This window comes from Phormidium yuhuli AB48, assembly GCF_023983615.1.
Lineage (GTDB): Bacteria > Cyanobacteriota > Cyanobacteriia > Cyanobacteriales > Geitlerinemataceae > Sodalinema > Sodalinema yuhuli.
This window is the reverse complement of the sequence record NZ_CP098611.1, coordinates 854,440-879,061: the sequence shown is the minus strand read 5'-3', so window position 1 is coordinate 879,061 and position 24,622 is coordinate 854,440. Positions and strand designations below refer to the sequence as shown.

The following is a 24,622-nucleotide window of genomic DNA, read 5'->3' as shown; positions in this document are numbered from 1 at the left end:
GTTACCACAGAGGCACAAAGGACAGGTCGCAAGAGGAGGGAGGAAGAGGCAATAGGCAATAGGCAATAGGCAATATAACACCTGTTTTCTTCTCCCCTACCGCCTGCTGCAATCCCCTCCTGGGAGGGGTTAGGGGTGGGTTATACTTGCTGCCTTCTTCCCCTACTGTCTACTGCCTACTGCCTGCTGCCTTCTTCTAAGCCATTGCTGAAGCATGAGGGCGAGCGAAAATCATTCGGCCGGCGGAAGTTTGTAGGGCACTGGTGACCACAACATGAACTTCACTGCCGATGAGGTCCGAACTCTCCTCCACGACGACCATGGTTCCATCATCGAGATATCCCACCCCCTGATCGGGTTCTTTGCCGGTTTTGAGGATTTTTACTTCAATATCGTCCCCCGGGAGATAGGACAAGCGAACCGCCTGAGCTAACTCGTTGATGTTGAGGACTGACACTTTTTGCAGGGTCGCCACCTTACTGAGATTGAAGTCATTGGTGAGGAGCGTCGCATGGATCTCAGCCGCCAGACGAACCAACTTGGCATCCACTGTCATCGGTTCATCATAATCAGCGGGATAAATATCAATGCGCTCCGGGTAGTTTTCCTTAATTTGATTGAGGATATCCAAACCCCGACGGCCTCGAACTCGTTTACCGTCGTTAGACGCATCGGCCACCTGTTGCAATTCTTCCAAGACAAATTGGGGAATCAGAATTTGTCCTTCTAAAAAACCCGTTTCGAGCAGGTTCTGAATGCGACCGTCGATAATGCAACTGGTATCGACTACTTTGGTGGTGGCGGGTTTGAGGGTTCCTTCAGCCACCATCAAACTTTCAACACTGTTGGGGTTGAGCAGGCGTAAAAAGGCGCGGCCATGGGTATCGGCCAGGGTGACTCCCAGAAAGCCAAACATAACGCTCCCCAACACCGCGACAAAGGGTTTGATGAAGGTGAAGTCTTTGGGAATCGGGACCAGGAAGACCGGCGCTAACATGAGGTTGGCGACCAATAAACCAGCCACTAGCCCTAGGGCACGGGTGAGTAGGACTTCTAAGGGCATTTTACGGATGTTGGCCTCGATACGCCGATAGGTCGTTTGTACCGAGAGTCCTACCACGCCACTGATGAGGGCAGCAAAACTGGCCACCACCCAGCGTAAGCCGTCAACGTTGGTGACTTGCTGCATGGCACTCCCTGGGAGGAGTTCAATGCTGAAAAAGCCTACCCCGGCTCCCGCAATGATGAATGAGATAATAATAAGTGCGTCGAGCATCGTTTTGATTCCGGTTAGGACGGGATCGAATTGGGTTGGGGAAGCGAGCTGTTGGGTTAAGGACTGACTCCTAGAGCAGCGGATGACTGCTATGGGCTGCTGTCGTTTAACCTCAACGTTTCACCCATTATAATGGCTGATTCCCGAGGCCGATCGCCTCCCTTGAGACAGAAACCGTTAGGCTAAGGGTGAGGTTTACCGATGTCCCTGGACGATGGGTTCTAAGATTTCCATGGTTACGGCTGACGCTATGGCGGAGTCCTGGATGGCTCAAACCTATGCCCCACCGAGGTCTGCCTATGTTCATATTCCCTTCTGTCGCCGCCGCTGTTTTTATTGCGATTTCCCCATCTCGGTGATCGGCGATCGCCAATCGGGGGACACCTCCCCCGCTATCGCTCGCTATGTGGCTCATCTTTGTCGGGAGATTGACGCGACTCCCAATTTAGGGGCGGATGCGGGCGTTTCCCTGGAAACCGTCTTTTTTGGCGGGGGAACGCCCTCCCTGCTCTCGGGGCAACAACTGCGGCAGATTCTGGAGCGTCTGCGGGAGCAGTTTGGCCTGGCGGATGCGGCGGAAATTTCCATTGAAATGGACCCGGGGACGTTTACCCAAGACAAGGTCCGGGAGTTTCTAGGGGCGGGGATTACCCGGATTAGTTTTGGGGCTCAGGCCTTCCAGGATGAGCTCCTGGCGGTCTGTGGGCGATCGCACTCGGTGGCGGAGATTTATCAGGCCTATGCGTGGCTACAAGAGGCGGGGGCAGACCATATCAGTTTCGATCTCATTTGTGGCTTACCCCATCAAGGTTTAGACCAGTGGCAAGAGTCCCTAGAGGCAGCCATCGCCCTCAAACCACAGCACCTATCGGTGTATGACCTCATCGTGGAACCAAAAACGGTCTTTGCCCGCCGCTATGAACCGGAAACGGACCCTCTACCGGATGGGGAGTTGGCCGCCCACTTCTATCGCCAGGCGATCGCCCAACTCCAGACCGCCGGCTACGAGCATTATGAGGTCAGCAACCATGCCCAACCGGGCTATTCCTGTCGCCACAATCAAACCTATTGGCAGAATCGCCCCTATTATGGCTTCGGCATGGGTGCTACCAGTTATAGCCAAGGGCAACGCTTCTCTCGCCCGAGAACCCGGGTTGACTATGTTAAATGGCTTGAGACCTATCTGAGCCAAAATGGGCAGCTTAATGCCCCCGTTGTGTCCAGTAATGACCTCATTTTGGAGACGCTCATGTTGCGCTTGCGCCTAGCCGCCGGAATTTCCAGGGCAGAGCTTGCGGCCAATCTGTCCTCCCAAGCCCTAGACGACCTCCACCGGGCGATCGCCCCCTACCGTAAACGAGGTTGGGTAGATTGGGGCGAGGATGCTGTTAGATTAACAGACCCCGAAGGTTTCCTCTTCTCCAACAGCATTCTCTCTAGCCTCTTTAATGCCCTGGAACCCTAGGAGAATCATTTTCCAGTTGAGGTCTAAACATCCTCAGCAAAAATAAAGCGGCGCAGTTCACTGGGATCCGGTTCGGGACTCGATTCCGCGAATTCAACCGCCTCATCAATCGTCCGTTGCACCTCAGCCTGAATCTCCTTGAGTTCTTCCGCCTTAGCCAAATTATTACTGGTCAAGAAGGTTTCAAAGCGGTTAATTGGGTCACGGGCGAACCAAATTTCCTTCTCTTCCTTGGAGCGTAACTCATCGGGGTCTGCCAAAGAATGGCCGCGGAAGCGATAGGTGAGCGCCTCAATCAGCGTTGGGCCTTCCCCAGCTCGGGCCCGTTTCACCGCTTCGTTAGCCACGGCGCGAACAGCTACCACATCCATGCCATCGACTTCAACCCCAGCCATGTTAAAGACACTGGCTTTTTTATAGATTTCCGGTTGAGAGGTAGCCCGTTCATGAGCCATGCCGATGGCCCATTTGTTGTTTTCCACCACAAAAAGAATCGGTAACTTCCAGAGCGACGCCATATTCAGGGTTTCAAAAAACTGTCCATTATTACTCGCGCCATCCCCAAAGAAACAGGCCACCACCTGATTAGCGTTGGGGTCTTTCATGACCTCTTTACGATAGCGAACTTGGAACGCCGCGCCCATGGCCACGGGAATTCCCTCGGCAACAAAGGCGTATCCTCCAAGGAGCTTATGCTCGTTAGAGAACATGTGCATGGACCCACCACGGCCTTTACTGCATCCAGTGGCTTTCCCGAATAGTTCCGCCATCACTTCCCGGGCCGGAACCCCAGCACTCAGGGCATGAACGTGGTCACGATAGGTGCTGCATACATAATCATCACCAGGATTCATGGCCGCCTGGATGACACCTGAGGATACGGCTTCCTGACCGTTATAGAGGTGAACGAAGCCGAACATCTTGCCTCGATAATACATTTCGGCGCATTTATCCTCAAAGAGGCGGCCGAGAACCATGTCTTTATAGATTCGCAGTCCTTCTTCACGGCTAATGGCTGCGGAGTCGGGATTGGAGGTGGGGAGGGTGCGTTCTGTAACCATTGAGATTTCGACTGTCCCAAACAATAACTTGATCCAGGATACACGGGCGAGGGGAACGGGGTAGGATAGGGAGGCTTTTTTAGCAAGATTGTTTAGATGGGGGCCTGTGATGGCGATCGCACTCACCAACGACGACGGAATTGACGCACCGGGACTGATGGCCTTACGGGAGGCGGTGGCTCAAGTCAGCGAGGAGCCGGTTTGGCTAATTGCCCCAGACTCTCATCTATCCGGTTGTGGCCATCAAGTCACCACCCATCAGCCGTTAAGGATTGAGGAGAGGGCCGAGGGTCACATTGCCGTTAGTGGTACCCCAGCTGATTGTACCCGTTTGGCTCTGACGCATCTCTGTCCTGAGGCCCGTTGGTTGTTATCAGGCATTAACTTTGGGGGCAATTTGGGGGTAGATGAGTATATTTCGGGAACCGTAGCTGCGGTGCGAGAGGCGACCATTTTGGGGGTTCGGGCGATCGCCTTTTCCCAATATCGCGATCGCCGTCTTCCCCCGCCGGATTGGCACGTCAGCCGCCGCTACGCCGTGGCGGTGTTACAGGCGTTGATGGCTCGTCCCCTGGAGGCAGGCTGTTTCTGGAATGTGAATTTTCCCCATCGTCCTCAACGTGAGGAGGGACCGGAACCGTCGATTCCCGAGATAGTTTTTTGTCCAGCCAGTCAGCAGCCCCTACCGACTCAGTTTAAGCGAGAGGGCAACCAGTTTATCTACATTGGGGACTATTCCGGACGACAACGGGATTCAGGGGATGATGTGGATGTTTGTTTCAGCGGTCGCATTGCCATCACCCAGCGTCAGATTTAACCCGAGGTGAGATTCCCCGTCGCCAACACGACCTGATTACGACCCCCTGCCTTAGCTTGATATAACGCCTCATCTGCCGCTTTCAATAAGCTGGCACGAGTGCTGCCATTCTTAGGGAAACTTGCGACGCCAAATGAGGCAGTAAGCTGTCCTAGGAATTGATTATTGCAGTAGAGGTTGAGTTGGGCGATCGCCTGTCGCAATTGTTCTGCAATGGCCCTGGCCCTCGTCAATGGACGGTCCGGTAAGATGACCACTAACTCTTCCCCCCCATAGCGACAGACGCAATCGCAACAATGCACATGAGTTTTAAGGCATTGGCCAATCGACTGTAACACATGGTCTCCCACATCATGACCGTAGGTATCATTGAAACGTTTAAAGTGATCCACATCTAGCATGATCAGACTCAGGCAGCCGTCATTCAAACTGGCCCGTTCCAGTTCCAGTTCCAAGATGTTTTCAAAGTAACGCCGGTTATAGAGTCCCGTGAGGGCATCATGGATGCTTTGTTCCTGTAGGGTGTGACGTAAGTTCAAGTTGGCGATCGCCAGTCCTAACTGTTCTGCCACCGTTTGAGCCAACTGACGTTTACTATTGCCTAAGTTACACCCAGGAGGAACCATTAGATAAAACAACCCCAACGTTTCCCCCTGAGCCACCATAGGAATGCAGTAGGTAGTCGCTCCCTTGGGGAGATCACAAACATGAGAACAGCGTAACCCTTCCTGATGTTCATCGGTCAGATGGGGGCGTCCCCGTCGCAGTCCCCAGCAATCTTTTTGAGAAAACTTTGGTTTAGAATAGAACTTGTCTCCCCATTGAGCTACGTTTTCCAAGAGATTACCGCTATCATTGGTTTGGAAAATTCCCCCCGCACAGTTAGGAAATAAGGAGGTCATGAATGTGGCTACCACCTGACAAGCTTCTTTCACTGTCAGACAGGCTTGCAAAAAATCACTAATTTGGCTGAGAATTTGCATCTCTGAGTGACGCTCCCGCAAGTCTTGTAGCCGTTCTTGGAGTTCTTGGTTTGTTTTTTCTAAGGTTAGCTGAGAGTTTTTGATGGGGGTAATATCTCGGAATGTTACTGCCAAGCCATCCCCGAGTTTCACGACGATATTCTCGAAACAAAAATCAATCCCTTCGTGGTTGTAATAAAATTCTCGGGTTCCCGGTTCTCCAGATTCAACAACGTGAACATAGTAGTCAAATAAGCCATCCTCCCAATAACCAGGCATCACCTCAAGTAACCGCTGACCCACTAATTCCTCAACGGTTTTGCCCGTGATCGTATAGCTCGCAGGATTGGCGATAATATATTCAAAATCAATAATTCGACCCTCCGCATCTCGAATTGAATTGAAAGCCATGATTCCATCAAGAGAACTATTCAAGACCCCGCCTAACTGTAGTTTTGATAACCTTAAGGCATCCTGGATTTCAATCATCTCCGTGATATTAGTCAGTAGGCCAATACAACCTTGATAGTTTCCTTCACGATCTTGTAAAGGAGTGGTGGAAACAATGACCCAGACATCATGACTATCTTTATGATGAAAACGATAAATATTTTGTTCTCCTATTCCTTTGCATCGGTTCCGAATTTGTTTACGGATGCTTTCTTGTTCTTCTAGAGCCACGAACTCTACCAAGGGGTGACCTATCATTTCCGATGGCAAATACCCTAGCATTTTAGCCATCCGGTCATTGACAAATTCTGTTTTTGCTTCAATATCAATTATCCAAACTCCTTCTAAGGTCGTTTCAATAATTGTTCGGTAGCGCTCTTCACTTTTTTGTAAGGCAATTGCTTTTTGTTTTTGCTCTGTACAATTTTCGGAAATTGCCCAAAATTTCGTTATTTTTTTGTTTTCAATAACAGGGAACAAAATAGTTTTAAAATTTTGAAGTACGCCATCAATACAAATTTCGTCTTCAATTCGCAACGGTTTTAGAGTTTTATTTATTTCATATAAGCGCTCTTTAAAAATGTCTGCAATTTTATTAGGAAATAAACAATAAAAAGATTTGCCAATGAGTTCTGATTGGGGTTTGTTGATGGTTTTCTCGAAAGCAGGATTGATTTTTAAGTATCGACCCTCAGTGTCAAATAGACTAATTAAAATCGGAGCATTTTCTAAAAATGTTTCTAACTCTCGATTGATTTGTCGCAAACTGAGTTCTGCTTCTTTTTGGTTTGTGATATCAACATGGCAGCCAATCATCCGTACGGGATTACCCCATTCATCCCATTCAATGACTTTTCCTGAGCAAATAACCCATAGGGTAGCGCCAGTTTTATGACGATAGCGAACTTCATGATAAAAGGGAACCGTCGTCGGATTCTTGAGATGATTTCCTATCGCTTCTAACGCCCCGGGTAAATCGTCTGGAACCATGAGATTCTGCCAAACATCTGGGTGATTTTCGAGTTCGCTGTCCTCATAGCCAAACATTTTCTTAAAGCCAGGACTAAGGTATTCAGTATTTTCCTGAATGTTCCAGTCCCAATACCCGGCGAGAATTATCTCAAAAATAGGTTCAATTAGCTGTAACTCTCGGTTGCGCCGCTCAGACTCAAGCCGTTGAAATTCAGCTTGTTTCAGCTCGGTAATATCTCGAACTAAATAAGAAAAATTGGAGTACCCTTGTTCACCAACGCCTAAAAAATCAAGAGTTACAAGGAGGTAGGTTTGATTGACTTCAGTGCTAACAAGGTACTCAAATGAGAGAGTGCTCCTGTTTTGTTCACATTGTTCATAATAGCTAATAATATCTCGGGAAACCTGACGGTCTAGCCCCAATTCATATAACTCTTTTCCGGTAATAGACTGTCCAGGAAGATTAAAAAAATCTGCGGTAGCTGCATTATGACTTAAAAAACGAATCGTCACAAAGTCTTCATTTTTAACCAATTCCACAATTCCCATCATCATGGGAGAGTTATCATAGAAAATCTCCAGTAATTTTGATTCTGGATACGAACAGCCGTCGAACGCAGGACTCTGAACCATGTACAGCACCAGACCGTTGAGGTTGAACCAAGGCAAGGGATGAGTTGATACATCGCCAATTTAACCCATTCACGCTGCCTTTGTCGAAACCAGACCAGACCACGTTTAAGGTGGATGATAGATGAACTATGTTTGGGGAGACTCCTGTTTTGGAGGGTTAAAGAGGTCTTCCGACCCATTCAGATGCCAAATGCCGATTCCACCATAAATATCTCCACCAATTAAGGTTTTTCCATTGATACTAAAGGCTAAGGTACTGATATGACTAGCGGTTTCAGAGTGTAATAAGGCGCCGGTGGTGGTGTCCCAAATTTGAATCACGCCGTTATCAGCGGGAACGGTCATGGCGAGCAGGCGACTGTCGGGACTTAGGGCCACGACTAGGTTCTCGGGCGGTTCCTGGGGGAGAGTCGCTTGACGTTGGCCCGTTTCTACATTCCAGAGGCTAATGTCTCCAGCCCCGGCGGTGACAAGGGTTTGACCATCGGGGCTGAGGGCGAGAACGTCTTGGGCGTTTCCGGGCCAGCGGCGACGTTCTCGTAAGCCGTCGATGTCCCAAATGGCAATGTCGCCGCCGGTGGTTCCTCCCATTTGGAGATGTTCCTGGCCAGCTAGAGATAGGGCGTTGGGGGTGACGGGGAGGGGGAGGGCGTTGATGAGGTCGAAGGTGGCCGGATTCCAGGTTTGTAGCCCCTGGGAGGTGGCCCCAACCAAGCGATCGCCGTTGGCCCCGACGGCCAGAACTTGCACTTGGTCTTCGGGGAGGCCTAACACTGAGGAGAGACGGCGGGATTGCAATAAGACGCGATCGGGAAAAGACCAAATCTTGAGGGTTCCATCCTCGCTGCTGCTCGCGAACCAGTCCCCGGTGGGACTGACGGCGATGGAGGTGACGCGATCGCCGTGATCGTAGCGGCGATTGCCGAGGCGGAGGCTAAAGTCATCTTCCCCGCTTTCACTCTGAGTGAGGCTAGCGTCTTCAGTGAGGGTGAGGGTTGCGGCCTCATTGTCTGGGGGGTCGAGGCGTGTTTCTGTGGTGGATAGGGTTTGAGGTGAGGGCTGGGGCGTCGAGGCGCGATCGCCGGGCCAATCGGACAGGTACAGGCCCGCAGACAGGGCCAGGGCAATCACTAAACTCCCGCCGAGAAAGTCATAACGATATTCCCAAAAGTATTGACTCAAATCCGCTTTCAGTTGGGCCAACCCTCCGCCGGAGGAAGGAATTTTGCTGAGGCTATGGGGTGAGGCGAAGGAGATGGTATAGCCCACGGCCTGGGGAACAGGAGGGGTCAGGGGGCGTTTTTTGACTCTGGGTTTGCGGGGCTGGATGCGTTGTAAACGTCCCACTTCTTGGGAACTGCGGGGAAAGGGGTCACGGCCACCGAGTTTACGGGCGCGATCGCACCAGGGACAATGACTTAAATGACTGCCATAGCGATGTTGGGGGTTGGCGGAACAGGTGATGAGTTGGGCTTCAGCCTGTTCGAGGGCTTTCACCCAAGTTTGGGCGTCGGGACGCTGCTGGGGCCGACGATGACCGACTTCAAAGCATTGGCTAAACAGGGATTGCAGTTCCGGGGTGAGGAGATTGGCTGGGGGGGCAATGGGGGTGGGGCGATAGGGAACCCCTCGGCTGCTGTAGGCGAAATGGCCGGCGGCGATGCGTTTTTCAATGGGGGGTGGATCTCCCGAACCGAGATAGACGCCAGCGAAGGGGTGGGTTCCTTCCATCAGCAGTTGGAAGATGAGAACAGCTAAGCCAAAACAGTCCTGTTCGGGGTAACGACGGACTTGACGTAAGGTTTTGCCCTGGAGTTCTGGGGGGGTAAATTCGGGTTTCCCGACGGGACAGGGGTAAAGGCTGTTTCCGTCGCTGACTTGGAAGGAGTCGGTGTCAACGAGGGTAATGAGGGCGGTACGACTGACGAGGATATTAGATTCGTTGACATCGCCAATGACGTAGCCTCGGGAATGGATACGGCTGACGGCGGCGGCTAGATTGCGGGCGGTGCGATACAGGTATTGGTAGTTGAAGAAGGGACAGCGATCGCGCCGGGATTTGGGGGTGTAGAAGTCATGGAGGGGGAAGCCTTCATCGACGCGAGGCATGAGAAAGCCGATGATTCGCCCCCGTTGCCAGAGGGGATCGAGAACCCAGGCGATGGAGACATGGCCTGCATCGGCGCTGGGGTCCTCGGGGGGGTTGGCGGCCATGACGGCCAGTTTCCGTCCCAACTCTGGGGTGGGTTGGTGGTAGAGTTTAGCGACCCAGTTGGGATGTTGCTGGACGCGGTAGATTTTGCCTTCGCCCCCGCCGGCGATTTCTGCACCCAGACGGAGGAGGGAACCGTTAGACTGCCGTTGAACTTGCACAGGTTTGTGGGGTTAGGGGTCTCAGGGGGATGGGGCGATCGCCCCGGCTAATACTAAGGTTAGATCGTCATCGGTCCGTTGGCTGACTCGCGGCGAGGTCAGGAAGCCCTGAAGTTGCTCGTTGGCACCGGCTTCGTCGCTGTCTTGTTGAATAAATTGGAATAAGGGGCTGAAAAATCGCTCGTGGGGGGTTCCTTGGGGCATTTCTAAGGCTAAACGCTGGAGTCCGTCGGAAAAGAGGGCAATTCCCCGGGGCGGAATTGGATAAATGGAAATTTCCGCTTGGGCGATCGCCCCCTCGGAGGTGAGGAAGGTGGTTTGATTGGCATATTCCCCTTGTTGGGGTTGGCTGAGGGCGGTTAGGGTTCCGCTCTCATCTATCATAACCGCTGCCCCATCCCCAATTTGAGCGACGGCGACTCCCTCATGATTGGCAACGAGCAAAATTAAGGTACTCGCACATTCCCGCACCGGCAACCCCGCCGCCTCAGCTTCCTCTATGACACGGGTTCTGGCGGCCTGGAGGGCCTGAGTTAAGAGCTGATTGAGGTCGGGTTCCTCCGATGGCTTGTCTTCTCTATCACGAATTTCTGCTTTTGTCAAGGGTGGGAGAGTCAAATCGGCTAAATAGGCGATGGCGGCCTGTACCGCCCACTCGGCCCCATCTTGCGATCGCGTCGCCGAGCCAGCCCCATCAGCCACAGCCGCCAGGAGCAGTCCATCATCACGGATTGTAGCGGCCCAAGCATCTTGACAGGGCTGCGATCGCTTCTGATGACTGGTTCCACAGACAGAAGCCCCCAAAACACGCCAGTTCATAAGAAATTTTGAATGGTTAAAGGTAAATCACGTCAGTCAGGGAGGAGTAGGGTAACCACAGAGTCACAGAGGACACGGAGGGAGGAAGAGGAGGAAGAGGAGGAGTTGAGCCTATCACCATCCCCTCTTGCATGCATGCCTCTTGCCATCCCCTCCTGGGAGGGGTTAGGGGTGGGTTATGCCTCTTGCCTCTTGCCATCCCCTCCTGGGAGGGGTTAGGGGTGGGTTATGCCTTTTGCCTCTTCCCTAAACCTCTCCCCATCCCGGCGGCGGGAGAGGCACTTGATCATCGGGTTGGGAGTTAGAGACACGCTGCATACTGGCGGATAGCCAGACGAATAACTCGCGGAAGTCTAACCCTTTGAGTTTGAGGGGAGTGCGGGGGAAGATTTCCCCGAGACGTTCCATATTGGCGTTTTCCACCCCGACGGCGAAACAGGCGACGCGCTTGTTGGCTTCATCATCCCGTAGACGGGCGATCGCATCTTCAATGGCCCGTTTGGGTTCCCCTTGGGGTTCGCCATCGGTGATGGTGAAAATCCAGGGACGATAGTAGGTGATGCCATTATCTCGATATTGGCGTTTGCGCTCGTCGAGAAGTTCGAGGGCTTTTTGTAATCCGGTTCCCATGCTGGTTAAGCCTTGGGCGCTTAAGACAGGGGCCTCGAAGCGATCGGCGGTGACAAAGTCTAACACGACTTTGACTTTGGAATCGAAGGATACTACAGCGACCTCAACCCGCTTACGGGCTAAGTCATCTTTATTGAGTTCATCTCGGAAGGTTTCTAAGCCTTCGTTGAGGGCATCAATGGGAAGGCCAGACATTGAGCCTGAGGTATCCAGCAGCAAAATACAGGGACAACGGGGTTCTGGGTTTTCGGCAAACTCAACGGCATCTTCGAGACGAATGGCATCGGACATAACTTCGGAGGATCCAAGAACGGTTAACAGGATAGCAAAGTTGTTGGGCGTTAGCTGACGGAGACATCCCCCATCAGCTAACGCCCCAGTTTGTTGGGAATCCCCTCGCAACCGCCGGGAATGGTTTTACGGGAGTTTTCGCCACACCAGGCACAGCAATAATAGCGTTGTCCCTCGGATAATCGTTGCACCTCGCTGAAATCGGCATCTTCGACGACGGTGCCGGTATATTCCCCGGTTTCATAGTCGGGCAAGTCATTGCGGGTGCGGGGGGTAGCGGTTTCGGGGTTCCCGTAGAAAAAGCGGGTTCCTTTGAGATCGGCACCGCTGAGGTTGGCTTCGTAGAGAATGGCACGACTCATGTTGGCCATGACTAAATCACAGTCGCTGAGATTAGTCCGTACTAAGTTGGCATCACTGAGATCCGTCCAGCGTAAATCGGTTTTGGCTAAATCCGTGGCGGCTAACATCACACCGAGATCGATAACGCGGGTTCCGTAGCGGCGATCTTCGGAATAGCCTCCCGCCCCGTCGAGCATGGGCCGGCCCAGACGGCGATCGCGTTGTAGGGGGGTGAGCAGTCGCGATTGAGATAAAAAACGCAGGATTTTGGCTTTCCCCCCCGCATCGACGCTACTGAGAATGGCGGCGGTTCGTCCATCGGCGATGGCCCGTTCCTGGGGCCAGTCTTCTAATAGGCCTTCGTCGTTAATGGTGAGATCGGAAATTCCCTGAAAATAGGCATCAATGGTTTGCTGCTGGGTGATGCGGTTCTGTTGGATGGTTAAATCTCGGGAAATCACATATTGTTGCCAGGCGACATAAACCGCCAAAATGGCGATGGCAATTTGGCCCAACGCCCCGACAATCTCCCCTAACGCCCCCACCGCATCCCAGTTGATGCGAATGGCCCGGGTTCCCTGCTGGTTGGAGGTACTCAGCACCAAGAGGCCCGTGGCGGAGGCGAGCAGGCCCAGCGTCGCCACCACTAACTGACGCCAGGGATCTGGAATCACCTGTTGCCAGACATTGGACCAACTTGGCAGAATCAGAATTAAGGACACCACCAGGGTGACTAATAACCCCGTTAAGGCGAGCCAGATACTATCGACGGCCAACCCCACAATGGTGATGAGGATGGCGGAGATGATAATGAAACTGGGATAGCGTTTGAGGTAGTTGAGGGTGGCTGAACGAGTTTCGGGGGTCACCTCTGAGGCAGAGGACGCCGGGTTAATGCTGGCCGGGGCTGGGGGAGCAGAGATAGAGTCCTGCCCTTTCCCGTTTAAGTCGTCTGATGTGGGGGCTTGAGGTTGGGAATTTTGACTCATTGCAGTAACGACAAGGGCTGAACAAGGCTCAATGGATGATTCGCTGAGGGCAATTCAGGAGGGTTTGGGTTGATGGGTTCCGTTGGGGGAGGGCAGTTGGGGTTGGGTTGGGCTTGGGTTGGGGGAGAGGTGAGGGAACTGGAAGCCTCCGCTACAATGATTCTATCCCTGCTGTATGTCCCCTCGCTGACAAAATGCCGTGACCCAAGATTTGGATCGGTACTATCGCATCCTTGGCCTTGAACCGGGTGCATCGATTGAGGAGGTGAATCAAGCCTATAAGGACTTGGTGTTTATCTGGCATCCCGATCGCATTCCCGGTGAAAATCGCCGTTTACAAGAGAAAGCCGAGGAAAAGCTCAAATCCATCAATGAGGCTCGTGATTCTCTGCGGGCCGCCCATCGGGAGCGCCCAAAATCCGCCTCCCGAGAGTCTCAGGGGCGATCGCCCTCTCAACCTCCCCCTCGTCGGGATCCCCGCGCCACCTCTTCTCCCTATCGCCCACCCCGTCGGCCCTCTCGCGATATGAGTCATGCGGATTTGCGGGGGGTGAATTTTCGGGAAAAGGATTTATCGGGGCGCAATATGGAGGGCGCGATTTTGGTGGATGCGAATCTCAGTGACGCCTTTATGCACCGGGTGAATCTGACGCGGGCGGATTTGTCGGGGGCGAATTTGTTTCGGGCGAATCTCTTGGAGGCGGATCTCAGTTATGCGATTTTGCGCAATGCGAATTTGATTGGGGCGGATTTGAGTGGGGCGGATTTGAGTGGGGCGGATTTACGGGGGGCGAAGGTGGGTACGGGTAAACGGTTGTTAGTAAAACTCACAGGGACTAAACTAACGGATGCCATTCTTCCCGATGGCTCGGTGTATCAGTAATTGGCTATGGCAGCAACGTTGAATCAACAACTGGCTCAAACTCTATCTGGGGAGTTTTCTTTAACGCTCCATCATGTCTCGAATGCGTTAGAACTCTGGCTTGATGGGGCGACGATTCCCTTTATTGCCCGCTATCGCAAGGAACGCACCGGCGAGATGACGGAGGTGGTGTTACGGGAGTTGTTTGAGCGTTATGGCTATTTGAGTGAGTTGGAGGAGCGCAAAACGGCGATTTTAGAGTCAATTGCGGCTCAGGGGAAATTGACAGAGGACTTAGAGAAGAAGATTCGGGCCTGTCAGCAGAAAACGGATTTGGAAGATCTCTATCTCCCCTATCGCCCCAAACGCCGCACTCGGGCGACGATTGCCCGGGAACGGGGGTTGGAACCTCTGGCGGAGGCGATCGCCGCTCATAATCATCCCCAGGCCCCTCGCTTTGATTTAGATGGGGAAAGTGCCAAATTTGTCAACCCCGAGCAGGAGGTGGAGACGGCGGCGGCGGCGTTACAGGGAGCGGCGGATATTTTGGCGGAGGCGATCGCCGAGGATGCGGAGATTCGGGCGGCGTTGCGTCAAACGCTGTTGGAACAGGGGAGTTTTGAGTCTCGGATTAAGAAAGACTACCCGGAAGGTAGCACGAAGTACGAAACCTATCGCAATTATCAGATTTCCAGCCGTAAAATTGCCCCGCATAATCTTTTGGCCCTGTTACGTGGGGAACGAGAGGGGATTTTGGATCTCAAGCTAACCCATGATGAGGAGCGGTTTTTGCAGCAGTTGTCGAACCGCCTGATTCAGACGGGCGATCGCCGTTTGCGTGAGTTTTATCAAGATGTGATTCAAGATGCCTATAAACGCCTATTGCAGCCTTCGATTAGCAATCGGGTGATTGGGGAAAAACGAGATTGGGCTGATGAGGCCTCGATTGAGACGTTTGAGGCTAATTTACGGGCTTTGCTCTTAGCCGCTCCGGCGGGCCGCAAGGCCACTCTGGGGATTGATCCCGGCTTCCGCACGGGCTGTAAAGTGGCGGTTATTAGCGACTTGGGTAAGTTTTTGACCTATGAAACCATTTTTCCCCATCAGTCGGCTAAACGCCGTCAAGAAGCGGCGCAAACGCTACAAAATTTGGTCAATACCTATGGCATTGAATTGATTGCCATTGGCAATGGAACCGCCAGCCGTGAGACGGAACGGTTTGTTAAGGAGGTGTTGCCAGAGTTGGCGAATCCACCCATCGCCCTATTGGTGAATGAGTCGGGGGCGTCGGTGTATTCCGCGAGTGAGGTGGCGATCGCGGAATTTCCGGAATTGGATGTGACGATTCGTGGGGCCATCAGTATTGCCCGACGTTTACAAGATCCTCTGGCGGAGTTGGTGAAAATTGACCCGAAATCGATTGGGGTGGGGCAATATCAGCATGATGTGAATCAGACGCTCCTGAAGCGCAAACTGGCGGAGACGGTGGAGAGTTGTGTGAACTATGTGGGGGTGGATCTGAATACGGCCTCGGCGGCCTTGTTAACCTCGGTGTCGGGGTTATCGAAGACGGTGGCTAATAATATCGTCGCCTATCGCGATGAACAGGGGGCCTTCCGCAATCGCCGTCAGTTGTTGAAGGTTCCTAAGTTGGGGCCCAAGGCTTTTGAGTTATCGGCAGGGTTTTTGCGGGTGCGTGATGGGGATAATCCTTTGGATAATACGGCGGTTCACCCAGAACGCTATGGGGTTGTGGGGGCGATCGCTCAAGATTTGGGGGCATCTTTGGCCCAGCCGGAGGAGATTGCTCAGGGGATGCGATCGCGGGATTTAAAGCGTTATGTGACGGATGAGGTGGGGGAACCGACGTTACGGGATATTTTAGGGGAGTTGGAGAAGCCGGGACGAGATCCTCGGGATGAGTTTACGTATGCCAGTTTCAAGGAGGGGGTGGAAACCTTGGCGGACTTACAGGAGGGGATGGTGTTGGAAGGGGTTGTGACGAATGTGGCTAATTTTGGGGCGTTTGTGGATGTGGGGGTACATCAGGATGGCTTGGTGCATATTTCTCAGTTGGCGAATCGCTTTGTGCGCGATCCCAATGAGGTGGTGAAGGTGGGAGATGTGGTGAAGGTGAAGGTGTTGTCGGTGGATGAACGGTTGAAGCGGATTGGTTTGTCGATGAAGGAGGTTTAGGGGGAACAACGTAGGGGCAATCCCTTGTGGTTGCCCGGGCAATCCCTTGTGGTTGCCCGAGAGGGGTTAGGGGAGCCAGTCGGGGTTGAGAAGGGTGTCGAGGTCGGTGATGGGGTCTTCGGGAAAGGTGTTTAGGGGCAGTTGGGAGATGTTGGCGGCTAGTTGGCGGCCGTCACGGTAACATGATGGGTAAATTTCGTTTAGGTAAGGTTTTAGGCTGGGACTTTCGTTGAGATAGTCTTGAATTTGTTGGCGAAAGTTGAGGATTTCTCGTTGCCAATGTCCTTGGTTTCTCGATTTTTCTCTATCCCAGTATTTGAGTTTTAGGAGATGTTCGACTAACTGTTTTAAGAGGTTTTTGATTGCACGTTTGTCCCGACGAGCCAAGTCTGTGATTTCCTCAATGAGATTCTCTAAGTCTAGGGCGTTAAAGTCTCGGGTTTCCAGTTTTTGTCGGGTTTGCAGGAGCCAGAGATGATAGTCGTTGTCGTAGAGGTTGGGGGAGATGGGGGTGGAATGGGCCAGCATAGGAGCGGTGGGATGGTGGGAGCTTGAGGCTTGGGGATGATGCTCTCAGCACTAGGCTAGCATTTTTGTTAGACTTCCTTCTGAAAGCGGTTTGGGGAGTTGGAGGCGATCGCCGTGAGGGTTGATATTGCTGTTGTGGGTGCTGGATTAGCGGGATTGATGGCCGCGTTACCGTTAGAGGCGGCGGGGTATTCGGTGCTACTGCTCGAAAAGTCCCGGGGTTTGGGGGGACGCTTGGCTTCCTATCGGTTGAATGGCTCCCGTTGCGATCGCGGGGTTCGTTATCTGACCGAGGAGGGCCGCCTCTTGTCGGGGTTTGTGCGATCGCTCTGTCAGCGTGGGGTGCTTGAACCCTGGATTGAACAAGGTCATATCGATACCCCTGAGGGAATCGGTCTCGATTCTCCCCGCACTCATTATGTCGCACCTCAGGGGATGAGTCAGATTGCCAAGGAGTTGGGCCAGGGGTTAACGGTTTGGTACAGTCGCCGGGTGCAAACCCTAACTGCTGAATCCGAGGGCTGGCGTTTGGCCTTAGAAGCCGTTAAGGAGGGGTCGGAGAGTCCCCTGGAGGTGAGGGCGAAGGCGGTAATTCTGGCCATTCCCGCTCCCCAAGCACTCCCCATTGTCGAAACTCTACCAGAAATCCCCCCAGAGACGATCGCCCCCTTAGCCGCTGTCACCTATGACCCCTGCTTAACCCTACTGGCTCAATATCCTCAGAATGGCGTTCCAGCCGAGATTCCCTGGCGTTCTCTAGAATGTCCCAACGACCCCGACGTATCTTGGTTAGGATTGGATAGCAGTAAAGGCACTCCGTCTCAGCCGAGGAGCGATCGCCCCTTAGTTGTTATTAATAGTAGTCCCGAGTTCGGGCGATCGCACATTGATGATGAAGATGTGACCCCAGTTATTGAACATCTCCTAAACCAAGGAGCCGCTCACGTCGGAGATTGGCTAAAAACCCCCGAAACAACCCATCTCCACCGCTGGCGCTACGCCTTCCCCCGCCACACTTGGTCACAGGACAGTTTAGTGCTGCCCACCCCACATCCCCTCATCTGTTGTGGAGACTGGTGCGGCTCTCATCAAGTCGAAACCGCCCTACGCTCAGGCCTAGCCGCCGCCAGTGCCATAAACGCTCAACTGCAACAGCACCCCCTCCCCCCCCTAAGTCAATTGATGAACTCCCAGAGTTAAAGCCCCCCTCTTGCCTCTTGCCTCTTGCCTCTTGCCTCTTGCCTCTTCCTCCGTGTCCTCCGTGCCTCTGTGGTTCCCCTCTTCCCCCCTTCCCCCAAACTCCAGTGGAGAACCGGAGTATAATAGACCTGTTTGAGGAACTCTATGCCTCAACACGCTGTTCTCGAGGTTGAACGCTTCCACTGTGGAACTTTCTTGCAAAAGCGAATACGCCCTACTCGCCCTAATTGAACTCGCCGTTCATCATAGCAAAGGGGAACCCCTACAAATTCGGCAAATTGCTGCCCAGCAGGGGATTCCCGATCGCTATCTTGAACAACTCCTGGCAACCTTGCGGCGAGGGGGACTGGTGCGATCGCAACGAGGAGCCAAAGGGGGCTATTACCTGGCTCGGGAGCCTTGGAATATCACCTTGCTCGAAGCCCTAGAATGTATCGAAGGGACCACGGAACAAACCGCAACTCCCCAAGATAGCCCCCCCACCGTTGAGAGTGGGATTATTAAAGATATTTGGAAGGAAGCCCAGGAAGCAGCGGAGGGCGTGTTAAAAAAATATACCCTTCAAGACTTGCGAGAACAGCGTGATGCGCGATCGCAGCTTAATATCATGTACTACATTTAACCCTCAACAGCGAAGCGGCTCCGAGTTGAAGCTGTCCAACTGTTGCGGTGTCCCTATCGTCCGAACTCCAATTCACGTTAACTCCTAGAGGACCATTCCCCATGAAAATTGCCAATAATATCAGCGAACTCGTCGGTCATACTCCCCTCGTTCAACTCAATCGTATCCCCCAGGCGGAAGGCTGTGTGGCCAAAATTGTTATGAAATTGGAGGGGATGAACCCCGCCGCCTCGGTGAAAGACCGGATTGGGGTCAATATGATTAATGCGGCGGAACGAGAGGGGAAAATTAGCCCCGGGGAGACGATTCTCGTCGAACCCACCTCGGGTAATACGGGAATCGCCTTGGCCATGGTGGCGGCGGCCCGAGGCTATCAATTGATTCTGACCATGCCCGATACCATGAGTTTGGAACGTCGGGCTATGTTACGGGCCTTTGGGGCCCAGTTGGAACTCACCCCAGGGGCGGAAGGAATGCGGGGGGCCATCTCCCGGGCTTCGGAAATCGTCGAGACGACGGAGAATGCCTATATGTTGCAGCAGTTCCAAAACTCGGCTAATCCGGAAATTCACCGCAAAACCACGGCCGAGGAAATTTGGCAGGATACGGATGGCCATGTGGATATCTTGATTTCTGGCGTGGGGACGGGGGGAACGATTACTGGGATTGCCCAAAACTTGAAACCCCGCAAACCTCAGTTCCAGGCCATCGCCGTGGAACCCTGCAATAGCCCCATTCTCTCCGGAGGAAACCCCGGCCCTCACAAGATTCAGGGCATTGGGGCCGGATTTGTGCCGGAGGTTCTGGATACGTCGTTGATTGATGAGGTGGTGACGGTGACAGATGATGAGGCGATCGCCTATGGCCGTCGTCTGGCGGCGGAGGAAGGCTTACTCTCGGGGATTTCTTCGGGGGCAGCCTTGGCGGCGGCGATTCGGGTTGGGCAACGTCCAGAAAATAACGGTAAACTCATCGTGGTCATTCAACCGAGTTTTGGGGAACGCTACCTCAGCACCCCCCTCTTCCAAGATCCTCAGTTAACCATGGAAGCGGTGTTGACCTAACTGTTTTCTCCGTACTCTCATGGGTGAGCCAAATTACTACCAAACTCTCGGTGTTGATTCAGCCGCAACGCAAGCTGAGGTCAAACGGGCCTATCGTGAACGGGTGAAGGAGTTTCACCCCGATCGCAATCCGGATATCCAGGCCCGAGAGGAGATGGTTCGTATTAATGCCGCCTATGAAGTGTTGGGCGATCGCCAGGCCCGTCAGTCTTATGACCGTCGCCAGGGGGGTTGCCGTAACCCTCCCTCGGCCGGCGATCTCGGAGTCCGTCATGGCTCGGCTCGTCAACGCTCCTCTCGTCAGACGGCTACCACGGCGGATGAGCGGATTCAGCGTTGGCTGACTCAGGTCTATCATCCCCTCAATCTGGAACTCGATCGCATTCTTGATGCTCTCGATGAACAAATTGATGAGTTGTCCGCCGATCCCTTTGATGATGAGTTGATGGGCAACTTTGTCGACTATATCGGTGCTTGTCGCGTGTTTCTCCAACGGGCCCAGGCCGCCTTTGAGTCTCAACGGAACCCCTCTGTCTTGGCGGGAGTGGCGGCGGATCTCTATCACTGTCTCAATCAGGTGGGGGATGGAATCGAGGAGTTGGAGTACTTCAGCCTCAATTATGATGACCATCATCTTCATGTGGGACAGGAGCTATTCCGCATTGCACGGGGCTTACAGCTCGATGCCTTGGACCGCATCCAACCCCTAATCTGACTTTTTTGTAAAGGACTTGCAATTTTTCTTTACATTGCGTTACAATAGGCACAACAGACGTAACGCACTAGGATATTAAACTGTATGACTTCTCGCGGCTATACCAACGAAGAAGGCGGCTTGATGAACAACTTTGCCGTAGAACCCAAGATGTATGTTGATGAGAAACAGCAATTTGGGTTCAATCAATATGCCGAGAAACTCAACGGTCGCCTCGCGATGATTGGCTTCGTCAGTGCGATCGCCCTCGAACTGGCCACGGGCCATGGTGTCATTGGCTTCTTGACTCATCTCTAATCAGATTCGATGAACGTTATCGCCTGTCCAAGACATCCCAGCGTTCTAACCTCAACGATTAAAAAAGGACACTTTCCTGAACCGATCAGGGAAGTGTCCTTTTTGGGCATCATAGCCATGGATTGGAGTGTCAATCAGACCGAGGTTAAATGCCTTCAGGAAGGGTTGCACCCGTTAAATCCGCATGATCCAGAATCGTTCCCGTCAAATCTGCTCCCTGTAAATTAGCATTTTGCAGAATGGCATAACTGAGGTCAGCATAACTCAGGTCAGCCCCTCGTAAATCCGCTTCAGTCAAATCTGTCGGGACAATTCCCGGTTCAGTGGCAAGATTCGCTCGGGTCAGAATTGCCCCTTGGAAATTGGCATGATGGAGTTGAGCTTGGCCGAGTTGAGCATAGCTAAAATCTGCCTGGCAGAGAATGGCTCCATCGAGATTTGTGCGCTGATCAGATGTAGAGCGCAAATCTGCAAAAATCAGGTTAGCTCCCTCTAAGTTGGCGCGACTTAAATTGGCCCCACAGAGCATAGCTTTGAGAAAGTTGCTGTTTTTGAGGGTTGCTTGCGTCAGACGGGCCGCACTCAAATCGGCATCGCGAAAGAGGGCCCCCGATAAATCACTGTCTGTGAAGTCCGTTCCCCAGAGAATCGCCTCGCTCAGGTTGGCCCGGCGAAACTGACAGCGTTGGAAATAACTGCGGCCTAAACGAGCTTGTCGGAAATCCACCCCCTCAAAACTAGCCTCATTGAGTTGAGCACTGAGGAGTTCACATTCTTGTAATTGGAGTTTCTCGAAGCGGCGATCGCCTCGGTTGTAGCGTTGCAGGAGTTCGTCAACGTCCATTCCACACCTCGGTAATGATTGAATTCTCAGTGTAAAGGGAAGCCTGGGGCGATCGCTAGAACTCGGGGGGGAGAGTTTGACGCAGACAATGCTATAAATGGGGAGGCTTTCAGGATTATCTCCATTTCTGAGAATTTTTCATCGGGGTTAGATGCGATCGCGTCAATTTTAGGGTAATGTCTTGGTGACGTCTCCTGGTTTTGAAGAGCAAGGAGACGCAACTGATCGGGCAGTCCCAGGATTTCTCATCCCCTGGCGATGCCAAAGGAGTAAACGAGCATGTTGAATATATTGTCTGCGCTCGGACTCGCTGGGTTGTGTTTTGTCGCCTGGCTGGGGTCCGAAGACCGACGGATTGTCTCATGGAACACCATTTTCTGGGGCATTGGCTTACAACTGGTCGTGGGTGGCATCGTCTTTGGGATCGGCAGTAATGTCGTGGTTTGGATTAACGACCTGTTAAATGTACTTCTGGATGCCTCCGAAGCAGGGGCGAGATTTCTGTTTGGTGGGGATATGTCCCACTTTGTCCCCGATCCGGGGCGTAGTCCTGGACCGGGTGTTGCTGGACGCTGGCTTGTCCGGACCTTTGGAGATCCTTATGTCGCTATTCCCGGCGATCGCCTGGGCCCGGATCAACTGAATCCGGGCTTTATCTTGGCCTTTCGCTCCTTACCCCAGGTCATTTTCTTCTCTGGCCTCGTCAGTTTGCTCTACCGCCTCAGGGTCATCCAGCCCATTGTTAAGATCTTCGCTAAAATCTTTTGCCGTACCCTAGGAATCAGCGGGGCCGAATCCCTGGCCGGGGCTGCCAATATCTTTGTGGGGATTGAGTCGGCGATCGCCATCAAACCCTTTCTCCCCAAGATGAGCCGCAGTGAACTCTGTGCCATTCTAACGAGTTGCTTTGGCTCCATCGCCTCCTCAGTCCTGGCCCTCTACGCAGGACTGCTGCGTCCCACCTTCCCCACCATCACGGGACACCTGGTTTCTGCCTCAATTATGACCATTCCCGCCTGTTTCGTCCTCTCGAAACTCCTTGTCCCCGAAACCACAACTCCTGAAACCTTTGGCCAGGTTCCGGACGACCCCGAAGACGCTCAAGACTCGGGTAAGGAGAAACCCAATCCCGTCGATAGTTTGATTGTCGGAGCGTTAGATGGGGTCAAGATGGCAGTAGGGATTGCCGCTGTGATTATTGGCATTCTGGGACTGGTTGCCCTCGTCAACGAGTTCTTTAGCTTTCTAACGCAACTTCCTTGGGTATTGGGAGATATTTTCCAAGTCGTGACCCTGCAAAATCTCTTAGGGGCCCTCTTTTTGCCCCTGACGTTTTTAACCGGGGTCTCTCTACCCATTCCCTTTACAGAGACGTTCGGGGAGAATTGGCAGGTTCTCTGGGAATCCTCGGTGATTATTGGGCGACGGTTATTTGAAACCAATATCCCTCCCTATATCTCCCTAGCTCAATTAGCCCAAACCGGTGTGCTGACCCCTCGGGCCCTGCTGATTGTCAGTTATGTGTTATGTGGCTTCACCCATTTTGCCTCCTATGGCATCTTTGTGGGCGGGTTAGCCACCCTAGTTCCAGAACGACGGTCTGATATTTCAGCCTTGGGCTTTAAGGCCTTATGGGGTGCTACCTTGGCGACCTTGATGACAGGCTGTATTGCAGGACTGTTCTTTACCGGGAATGCCGATTCGATTCTCGGTTTACCCACTCCCTAAGCTCTCTGTTGTTTACTCGAAAGCGTCCATGAAAAGTTATGTTGGGTTCCTGGTTTTAGGATTGTTCCTAGCTCTGTCCCTTGGCGTGATGGGGAATGGCTGGCTACGCTCGGGAGATCTCGGACGCGGCAACTTGGCGATCGCCCAAGTCCCGGCATCCGGGTACAATCTGGCCCAAGGTTCCCCCCTACCGGACCCCCCGGCTGTTCCAGAGGCCTCACCTCTGCCGACCCCTGTGGTCAATAATAATGAAACCTTATCAACTGAACCGGCTGAGTTTGAACTAGAGGAATTACCCGTCCTCCCCGATGTGGATACGGCTGGGTTAACACTGAGTGAGACTCTCTATGAGAAACCGGGACAGTTTCAGGTGGGGGTCTTGGAAGACTATCGCACCTCCACCAATGCGGGAGTGGCGATTATTGAATCTCCTTCCCGGGATTTAGCCTACACCGTTCAGGTGCAACAGCGTGCCAATGATCGGCAATTAATTGAGGATGAGTTGGTACAAATTGCAATTGACCGGTTACAACGGGGGGAAGGCTTCCAGTTGGGAATGGTTAGGCCCGTGGATACTGGGGTGTTGATGGTTGATTGGACGGCGACCCTAGGAGGAACCCCCTTGTTCGGACGAGTGTTGTTGCGGCAGGTTGATTCTCAGGTGTTGATGTTGGTCGTCTCGGCAACGGAGGAGAAGTCTGAGCAGTTGGATGCAGTCATTTCCCTCCTCTCGGGGACGTTGCAGCCAGAGGTCTAGATAGTACGGAGAATCATGGGCAAGTCAGAGGCTGAACAGCCGCGCGATCGCCGTCAGTTTGCGGCGGCCACTCAACGCAATCGAGAGCCGATTTTGCAAGTCCTGCAACGGGTGTTACCTCCTGAAGGGACGGTGTTGGAGTTGGCCAGTGGGACTGGGGAACATGGGGCGTTTTTTGCCCCTCGCTTGGCTCCTCGTTTTTGGTTACCTTCAGACCCCAATCCCTTGGCCTTGGAGAGTATTGAGGCCTGGCGGCAGGAGGTGGGGTGCGATCGCCTCTTGCCTCCCTTAGAATTGGATGCCCGTGAGTCTTCCTGGACAGTGGAACGACAGCCGCCTCCGGCATTAGAGGAGCAGCCGATTCGAGCCTTAGTCTGCATCAACATGATTCATATTGCTCCCTGGCAGGCGTGTTTAGGTCTGTTGGCGGGAGCGGAACGACTGTTGCCTCCTGGGGGGGTTCTCTATTTATATGGCCCCTATAAGGAGAACGGCCGACATACCTCCCCCAGTAATGAGGGGTTTGATTTGATGCTGCGCGATCGCGATTCGAGTTGGGGCGTGCGTGACCTTGAGGCCGTGGTCGCCGCTGCCGAGGAACGACAGCTAAGGTTTCAGGAGATGGTGGAGATGCCCGCCAATAATCGCTCTCTGGTATTCAGCCGCTGACGGCAACGAGGAACTGACAATGGCAACAGAGGTTAGACATCCCGATAGATTCTCGTCGTG

21 protein-coding genes are annotated in these 24,622 nt (G+C 53.1%); 12 read left to right on the top strand and 9 right to left on the bottom strand.

Annotated elements, in window-relative coordinates; genetic code table 11:
- Positions 1-196: 196 nt before the first annotated feature.
- Positions 197-1,276 (bottom strand): PIN/TRAM domain-containing protein, encoded by a 1,080-nt coding sequence (locus tag NEA10_RS03650; RefSeq protein ID WP_252663862.1) that lies wholly within the window; start codon positions 1,274-1,276, stop codon positions 197-199.
- Positions 1,277-1,490: 214 nt separating this feature from the next.
- Here NEA10_RS03650 and hemW point away from each other — a divergent pair, with 214 nt between their 5' ends.
- Complete coding sequence (hemW, locus tag NEA10_RS03645) at positions 1,491-2,741, top strand: radical SAM family heme chaperone HemW (protein ID WP_252663861.1); 1,251 nt, start codon at positions 1,491-1,493, stop codon at positions 2,739-2,741.
- Positions 2,742-2,764: 23 nt separating this feature from the next.
- Here hemW and pdhA read toward each other — a convergent pair whose 3' ends face one another.
- On the bottom strand, positions 2,765-3,802 hold the full coding sequence (gene pdhA / locus NEA10_RS03640; protein WP_252663860.1) for a pyruvate dehydrogenase (acetyl-transferring) E1 component subunit alpha: 1,038 nt from the start codon (positions 3,800-3,802) through the stop codon (positions 2,765-2,767).
- 109 nt (positions 3,803-3,911) lie between these two features.
- Between pdhA and surE the strand changes: the two genes are divergently transcribed.
- On the top strand, positions 3,912-4,619 hold the full coding sequence (gene surE / locus NEA10_RS03635; RefSeq protein ID WP_252663859.1) for a 5'/3'-nucleotidase SurE: 708 nt from the start codon (positions 3,912-3,914) through the stop codon (positions 4,617-4,619).
- Here surE and NEA10_RS03630 read toward each other — a convergent pair.
- From NEA10_RS03630 to NEA10_RS03610, 5 genes are all read right to left on the bottom strand, one after another.
- Positions 4,616-7,636: a diguanylate cyclase gene (locus NEA10_RS03630; protein ID WP_252663858.1), complete on the bottom strand. Its 3,021-nt coding sequence runs from the start codon at positions 7,634-7,636 to the stop codon at positions 4,616-4,618. The two genes, surE and NEA10_RS03630, sit on opposite strands and share 4 nt — an antisense overlap.
- A 126-nt stretch (positions 7,637-7,762) precedes the next feature.
- The gene (locus tag NEA10_RS03625; protein WP_252663857.1) at positions 7,763-10,009 is read right to left on the bottom strand and encodes a hypothetical protein; all 2,247 of its coding nucleotides are present in this window, start codon (positions 10,007-10,009) and stop codon (positions 7,763-7,765) included.
- 21 nt (positions 10,010-10,030) lie between these two features.
- The gene (locus NEA10_RS03620) at positions 10,031-10,828 is read right to left on the bottom strand and encodes a PP2C family serine/threonine-protein phosphatase (RefSeq protein ID WP_252663856.1); all 798 of its coding nucleotides are present in this window, start codon (positions 10,826-10,828) and stop codon (positions 10,031-10,033) included.
- Between the two features lie 246 nt (positions 10,829-11,074).
- Positions 11,075-11,737 (bottom strand): vWA domain-containing protein, encoded by a 663-nt coding sequence (locus NEA10_RS03615; RefSeq protein ID WP_252665280.1) that lies wholly within the window; start codon positions 11,735-11,737, stop codon positions 11,075-11,077.
- 89 nt (positions 11,738-11,826) lie between these two features.
- Positions 11,827-13,080 carry a pentapeptide repeat-containing protein gene (locus NEA10_RS03610; protein WP_252663855.1) on the bottom strand — a complete coding sequence of 418 codons (1,254 nt, stop codon included), beginning with the start codon at positions 13,078-13,080 and terminating at the stop codon, positions 11,827-11,829.
- 199 nt (positions 13,081-13,279) lie between these two features.
- On the opposite strand from NEA10_RS03610, the gene NEA10_RS03605 reads away from it, so the two are divergent.
- Complete coding sequence (locus NEA10_RS03605; RefSeq protein ID WP_252663854.1) at positions 13,280-13,963, top strand: pentapeptide repeat-containing protein; 684 nt, start codon at positions 13,280-13,282, stop codon at positions 13,961-13,963.
- Positions 13,964-13,969: 6 nt separating this feature from the next.
- The gene (locus NEA10_RS03600; protein ID WP_252663853.1) at positions 13,970-16,138 is read left to right on the top strand and encodes a Tex family protein; all 2,169 of its coding nucleotides are present in this window, start codon (positions 13,970-13,972) and stop codon (positions 16,136-16,138) included.
- Between the two features lie 66 nt (positions 16,139-16,204).
- Here NEA10_RS03600 and NEA10_RS03595 read toward each other — a convergent pair whose 3' ends face one another.
- The gene (locus tag NEA10_RS03595; protein WP_252663852.1) at positions 16,205-16,666 is read right to left on the bottom strand and encodes a DUF29 domain-containing protein; all 462 of its coding nucleotides are present in this window, start codon (positions 16,664-16,666) and stop codon (positions 16,205-16,207) included.
- 114 nt (positions 16,667-16,780) lie between these two features.
- On the opposite strand from NEA10_RS03595, the gene NEA10_RS03590 reads away from it, so the two are divergent.
- From NEA10_RS03590 to NEA10_RS03570, 5 genes are all read left to right on the top strand, one after another.
- The gene (locus tag NEA10_RS03590; protein ID WP_252663851.1) at positions 16,781-17,866 is read left to right on the top strand and encodes an NAD(P)/FAD-dependent oxidoreductase; all 1,086 of its coding nucleotides are present in this window, start codon (positions 16,781-16,783) and stop codon (positions 17,864-17,866) included.
- A 184-nt stretch (positions 17,867-18,050) separates the two neighbouring features.
- Positions 18,051-18,488 carry an RrF2 family transcriptional regulator gene (locus NEA10_RS03585; RefSeq protein WP_252663850.1) on the top strand — a complete coding sequence of 146 codons (438 nt, stop codon included), beginning with the start codon at positions 18,051-18,053 and terminating at the stop codon, positions 18,486-18,488.
- Between the two features lie 101 nt (positions 18,489-18,589).
- Positions 18,590-19,552 (top strand): cysteine synthase A, encoded by a 963-nt coding sequence (gene cysK, locus NEA10_RS03580; protein ID WP_252663849.1) that lies wholly within the window; start codon positions 18,590-18,592, stop codon positions 19,550-19,552.
- 19 nt (positions 19,553-19,571) lie between these two features.
- Positions 19,572-20,267, top strand: coding sequence for a J domain-containing protein (locus tag NEA10_RS03575; protein WP_252663848.1), 696 nt, complete (start codon positions 19,572-19,574; stop codon positions 20,265-20,267).
- A gap of 84 nt (positions 20,268-20,351) precedes the next feature.
- Positions 20,352-20,564: a CAB/ELIP/HLIP family chlorophyll-binding protein gene (locus NEA10_RS03570; RefSeq protein ID WP_252663847.1), complete on the top strand. Its 213-nt coding sequence runs from the start codon at positions 20,352-20,354 to the stop codon at positions 20,562-20,564.
- Positions 20,565-20,709: 145 nt separating this feature from the next.
- Here the strand turns inward: NEA10_RS03570 and hetL are convergent, their stop codons facing one another.
- A complete protein-coding gene (gene hetL, locus NEA10_RS03565) occupies positions 20,710-21,408 on the bottom strand; it encodes a heterocyst differentiation pentapeptide repeat protein HetL (protein ID WP_252663846.1) in 699 nt (232 codons plus the stop codon).
- Positions 21,409-21,687: 279 nt separating this feature from the next.
- On the opposite strand from hetL, the gene NEA10_RS03560 reads away from it, so the two are divergent.
- Genes NEA10_RS03560 through NEA10_RS03550 form a run of 3 tightly spaced genes read left to right on the top strand, consistent with a single transcriptional unit; the run spans position 21,688 to position 24,562 of the window.
- Entirely contained in the window at positions 21,688-23,136 is a 1,449-nt protein-coding gene (locus NEA10_RS03560; protein WP_252663845.1) for a NupC/NupG family nucleoside CNT transporter, read from the top strand.
- Positions 23,137-23,164: 28 nt separating this feature from the next.
- Entirely contained in the window at positions 23,165-23,893 is a 729-nt protein-coding gene (locus NEA10_RS03555; protein WP_252663844.1) for a hypothetical protein, read from the top strand.
- Between the two features lie 15 nt (positions 23,894-23,908).
- Positions 23,909-24,562 carry a DUF938 domain-containing protein gene (locus NEA10_RS03550; protein ID WP_252663843.1) on the top strand — a complete coding sequence of 218 codons (654 nt, stop codon included), beginning with the start codon at positions 23,909-23,911 and terminating at the stop codon, positions 24,560-24,562.
- Positions 24,563-24,622: the final 60 nt, after the last annotated feature.

What these genes read in the sequence shown, in the direction of transcription:
- NEA10_RS03575 (WP_252663848.1), top strand. Translation starts at nt 19,572, where the DNA reads ATGGGTGAGCCAAATTACTACCAAACTCTCGGTGTTGATTCAGCCGCA.
- hetL (WP_252663846.1), bottom strand. Translation starts at nt 21,408, where the DNA reads ATGGACGTTGACGAACTCCTGCAACGCTACAACCGAGGCGATCGCCGC.
- NEA10_RS03620 (WP_252663856.1), bottom strand. Translation starts at nt 10,828, where the DNA reads ATGAACTGGCGTGTTTTGGGGGCTTCTGTCTGTGGAACCAGTCATCAG.
- NEA10_RS03560 (WP_252663845.1), top strand. Translation starts at nt 21,688, where the DNA reads ATGTTGAATATATTGTCTGCGCTCGGACTCGCTGGGTTGTGTTTTGTC.
- NEA10_RS03600 (WP_252663853.1), top strand. Translation starts at nt 13,970, where the DNA reads ATGGCAGCAACGTTGAATCAACAACTGGCTCAAACTCTATCTGGGGAG.
- surE (WP_252663859.1), top strand. Translation starts at nt 3,912, where the DNA reads ATGGCGATCGCACTCACCAACGACGACGGAATTGACGCACCGGGACTG.
- cysK (WP_252663849.1), top strand. Translation starts at nt 18,590, where the DNA reads ATGAAAATTGCCAATAATATCAGCGAACTCGTCGGTCATACTCCCCTC.
- NEA10_RS03570 (WP_252663847.1), top strand. Translation starts at nt 20,352, where the DNA reads ATGACTTCTCGCGGCTATACCAACGAAGAAGGCGGCTTGATGAACAAC.
- NEA10_RS03595 (WP_252663852.1), bottom strand. Translation starts at nt 16,666, where the DNA reads ATGCTGGCCCATTCCACCCCCATCTCCCCCAACCTCTACGACAACGAC.
- NEA10_RS03550 (WP_252663843.1), top strand. Translation starts at nt 23,909, where the DNA reads ATGGGCAAGTCAGAGGCTGAACAGCCGCGCGATCGCCGTCAGTTTGCG.
- pdhA (WP_252663860.1), bottom strand. Translation starts at nt 3,802, where the DNA reads ATGGTTACAGAACGCACCCTCCCCACCTCCAATCCCGACTCCGCAGCC.
- NEA10_RS03630 (WP_252663858.1), bottom strand. Translation starts at nt 7,636, where the DNA reads ATGGTTCAGAGTCCTGCGTTCGACGGCTGTTCGTATCCAGAATCAAAA.
- NEA10_RS03610 (WP_252663855.1), bottom strand. Translation starts at nt 13,080, where the DNA reads ATGAGTCAAAATTCCCAACCTCAAGCCCCCACATCAGACGACTTAAAC.
- NEA10_RS03555 (WP_252663844.1), top strand. Translation starts at nt 23,165, where the DNA reads ATGAAAAGTTATGTTGGGTTCCTGGTTTTAGGATTGTTCCTAGCTCTG.
- hemW (WP_252663861.1), top strand. Translation starts at nt 1,491, where the DNA reads ATGGGTTCTAAGATTTCCATGGTTACGGCTGACGCTATGGCGGAGTCC.
- NEA10_RS03650 (WP_252663862.1), bottom strand. Translation starts at nt 1,276, where the DNA reads ATGCTCGACGCACTTATTATTATCTCATTCATCATTGCGGGAGCCGGG.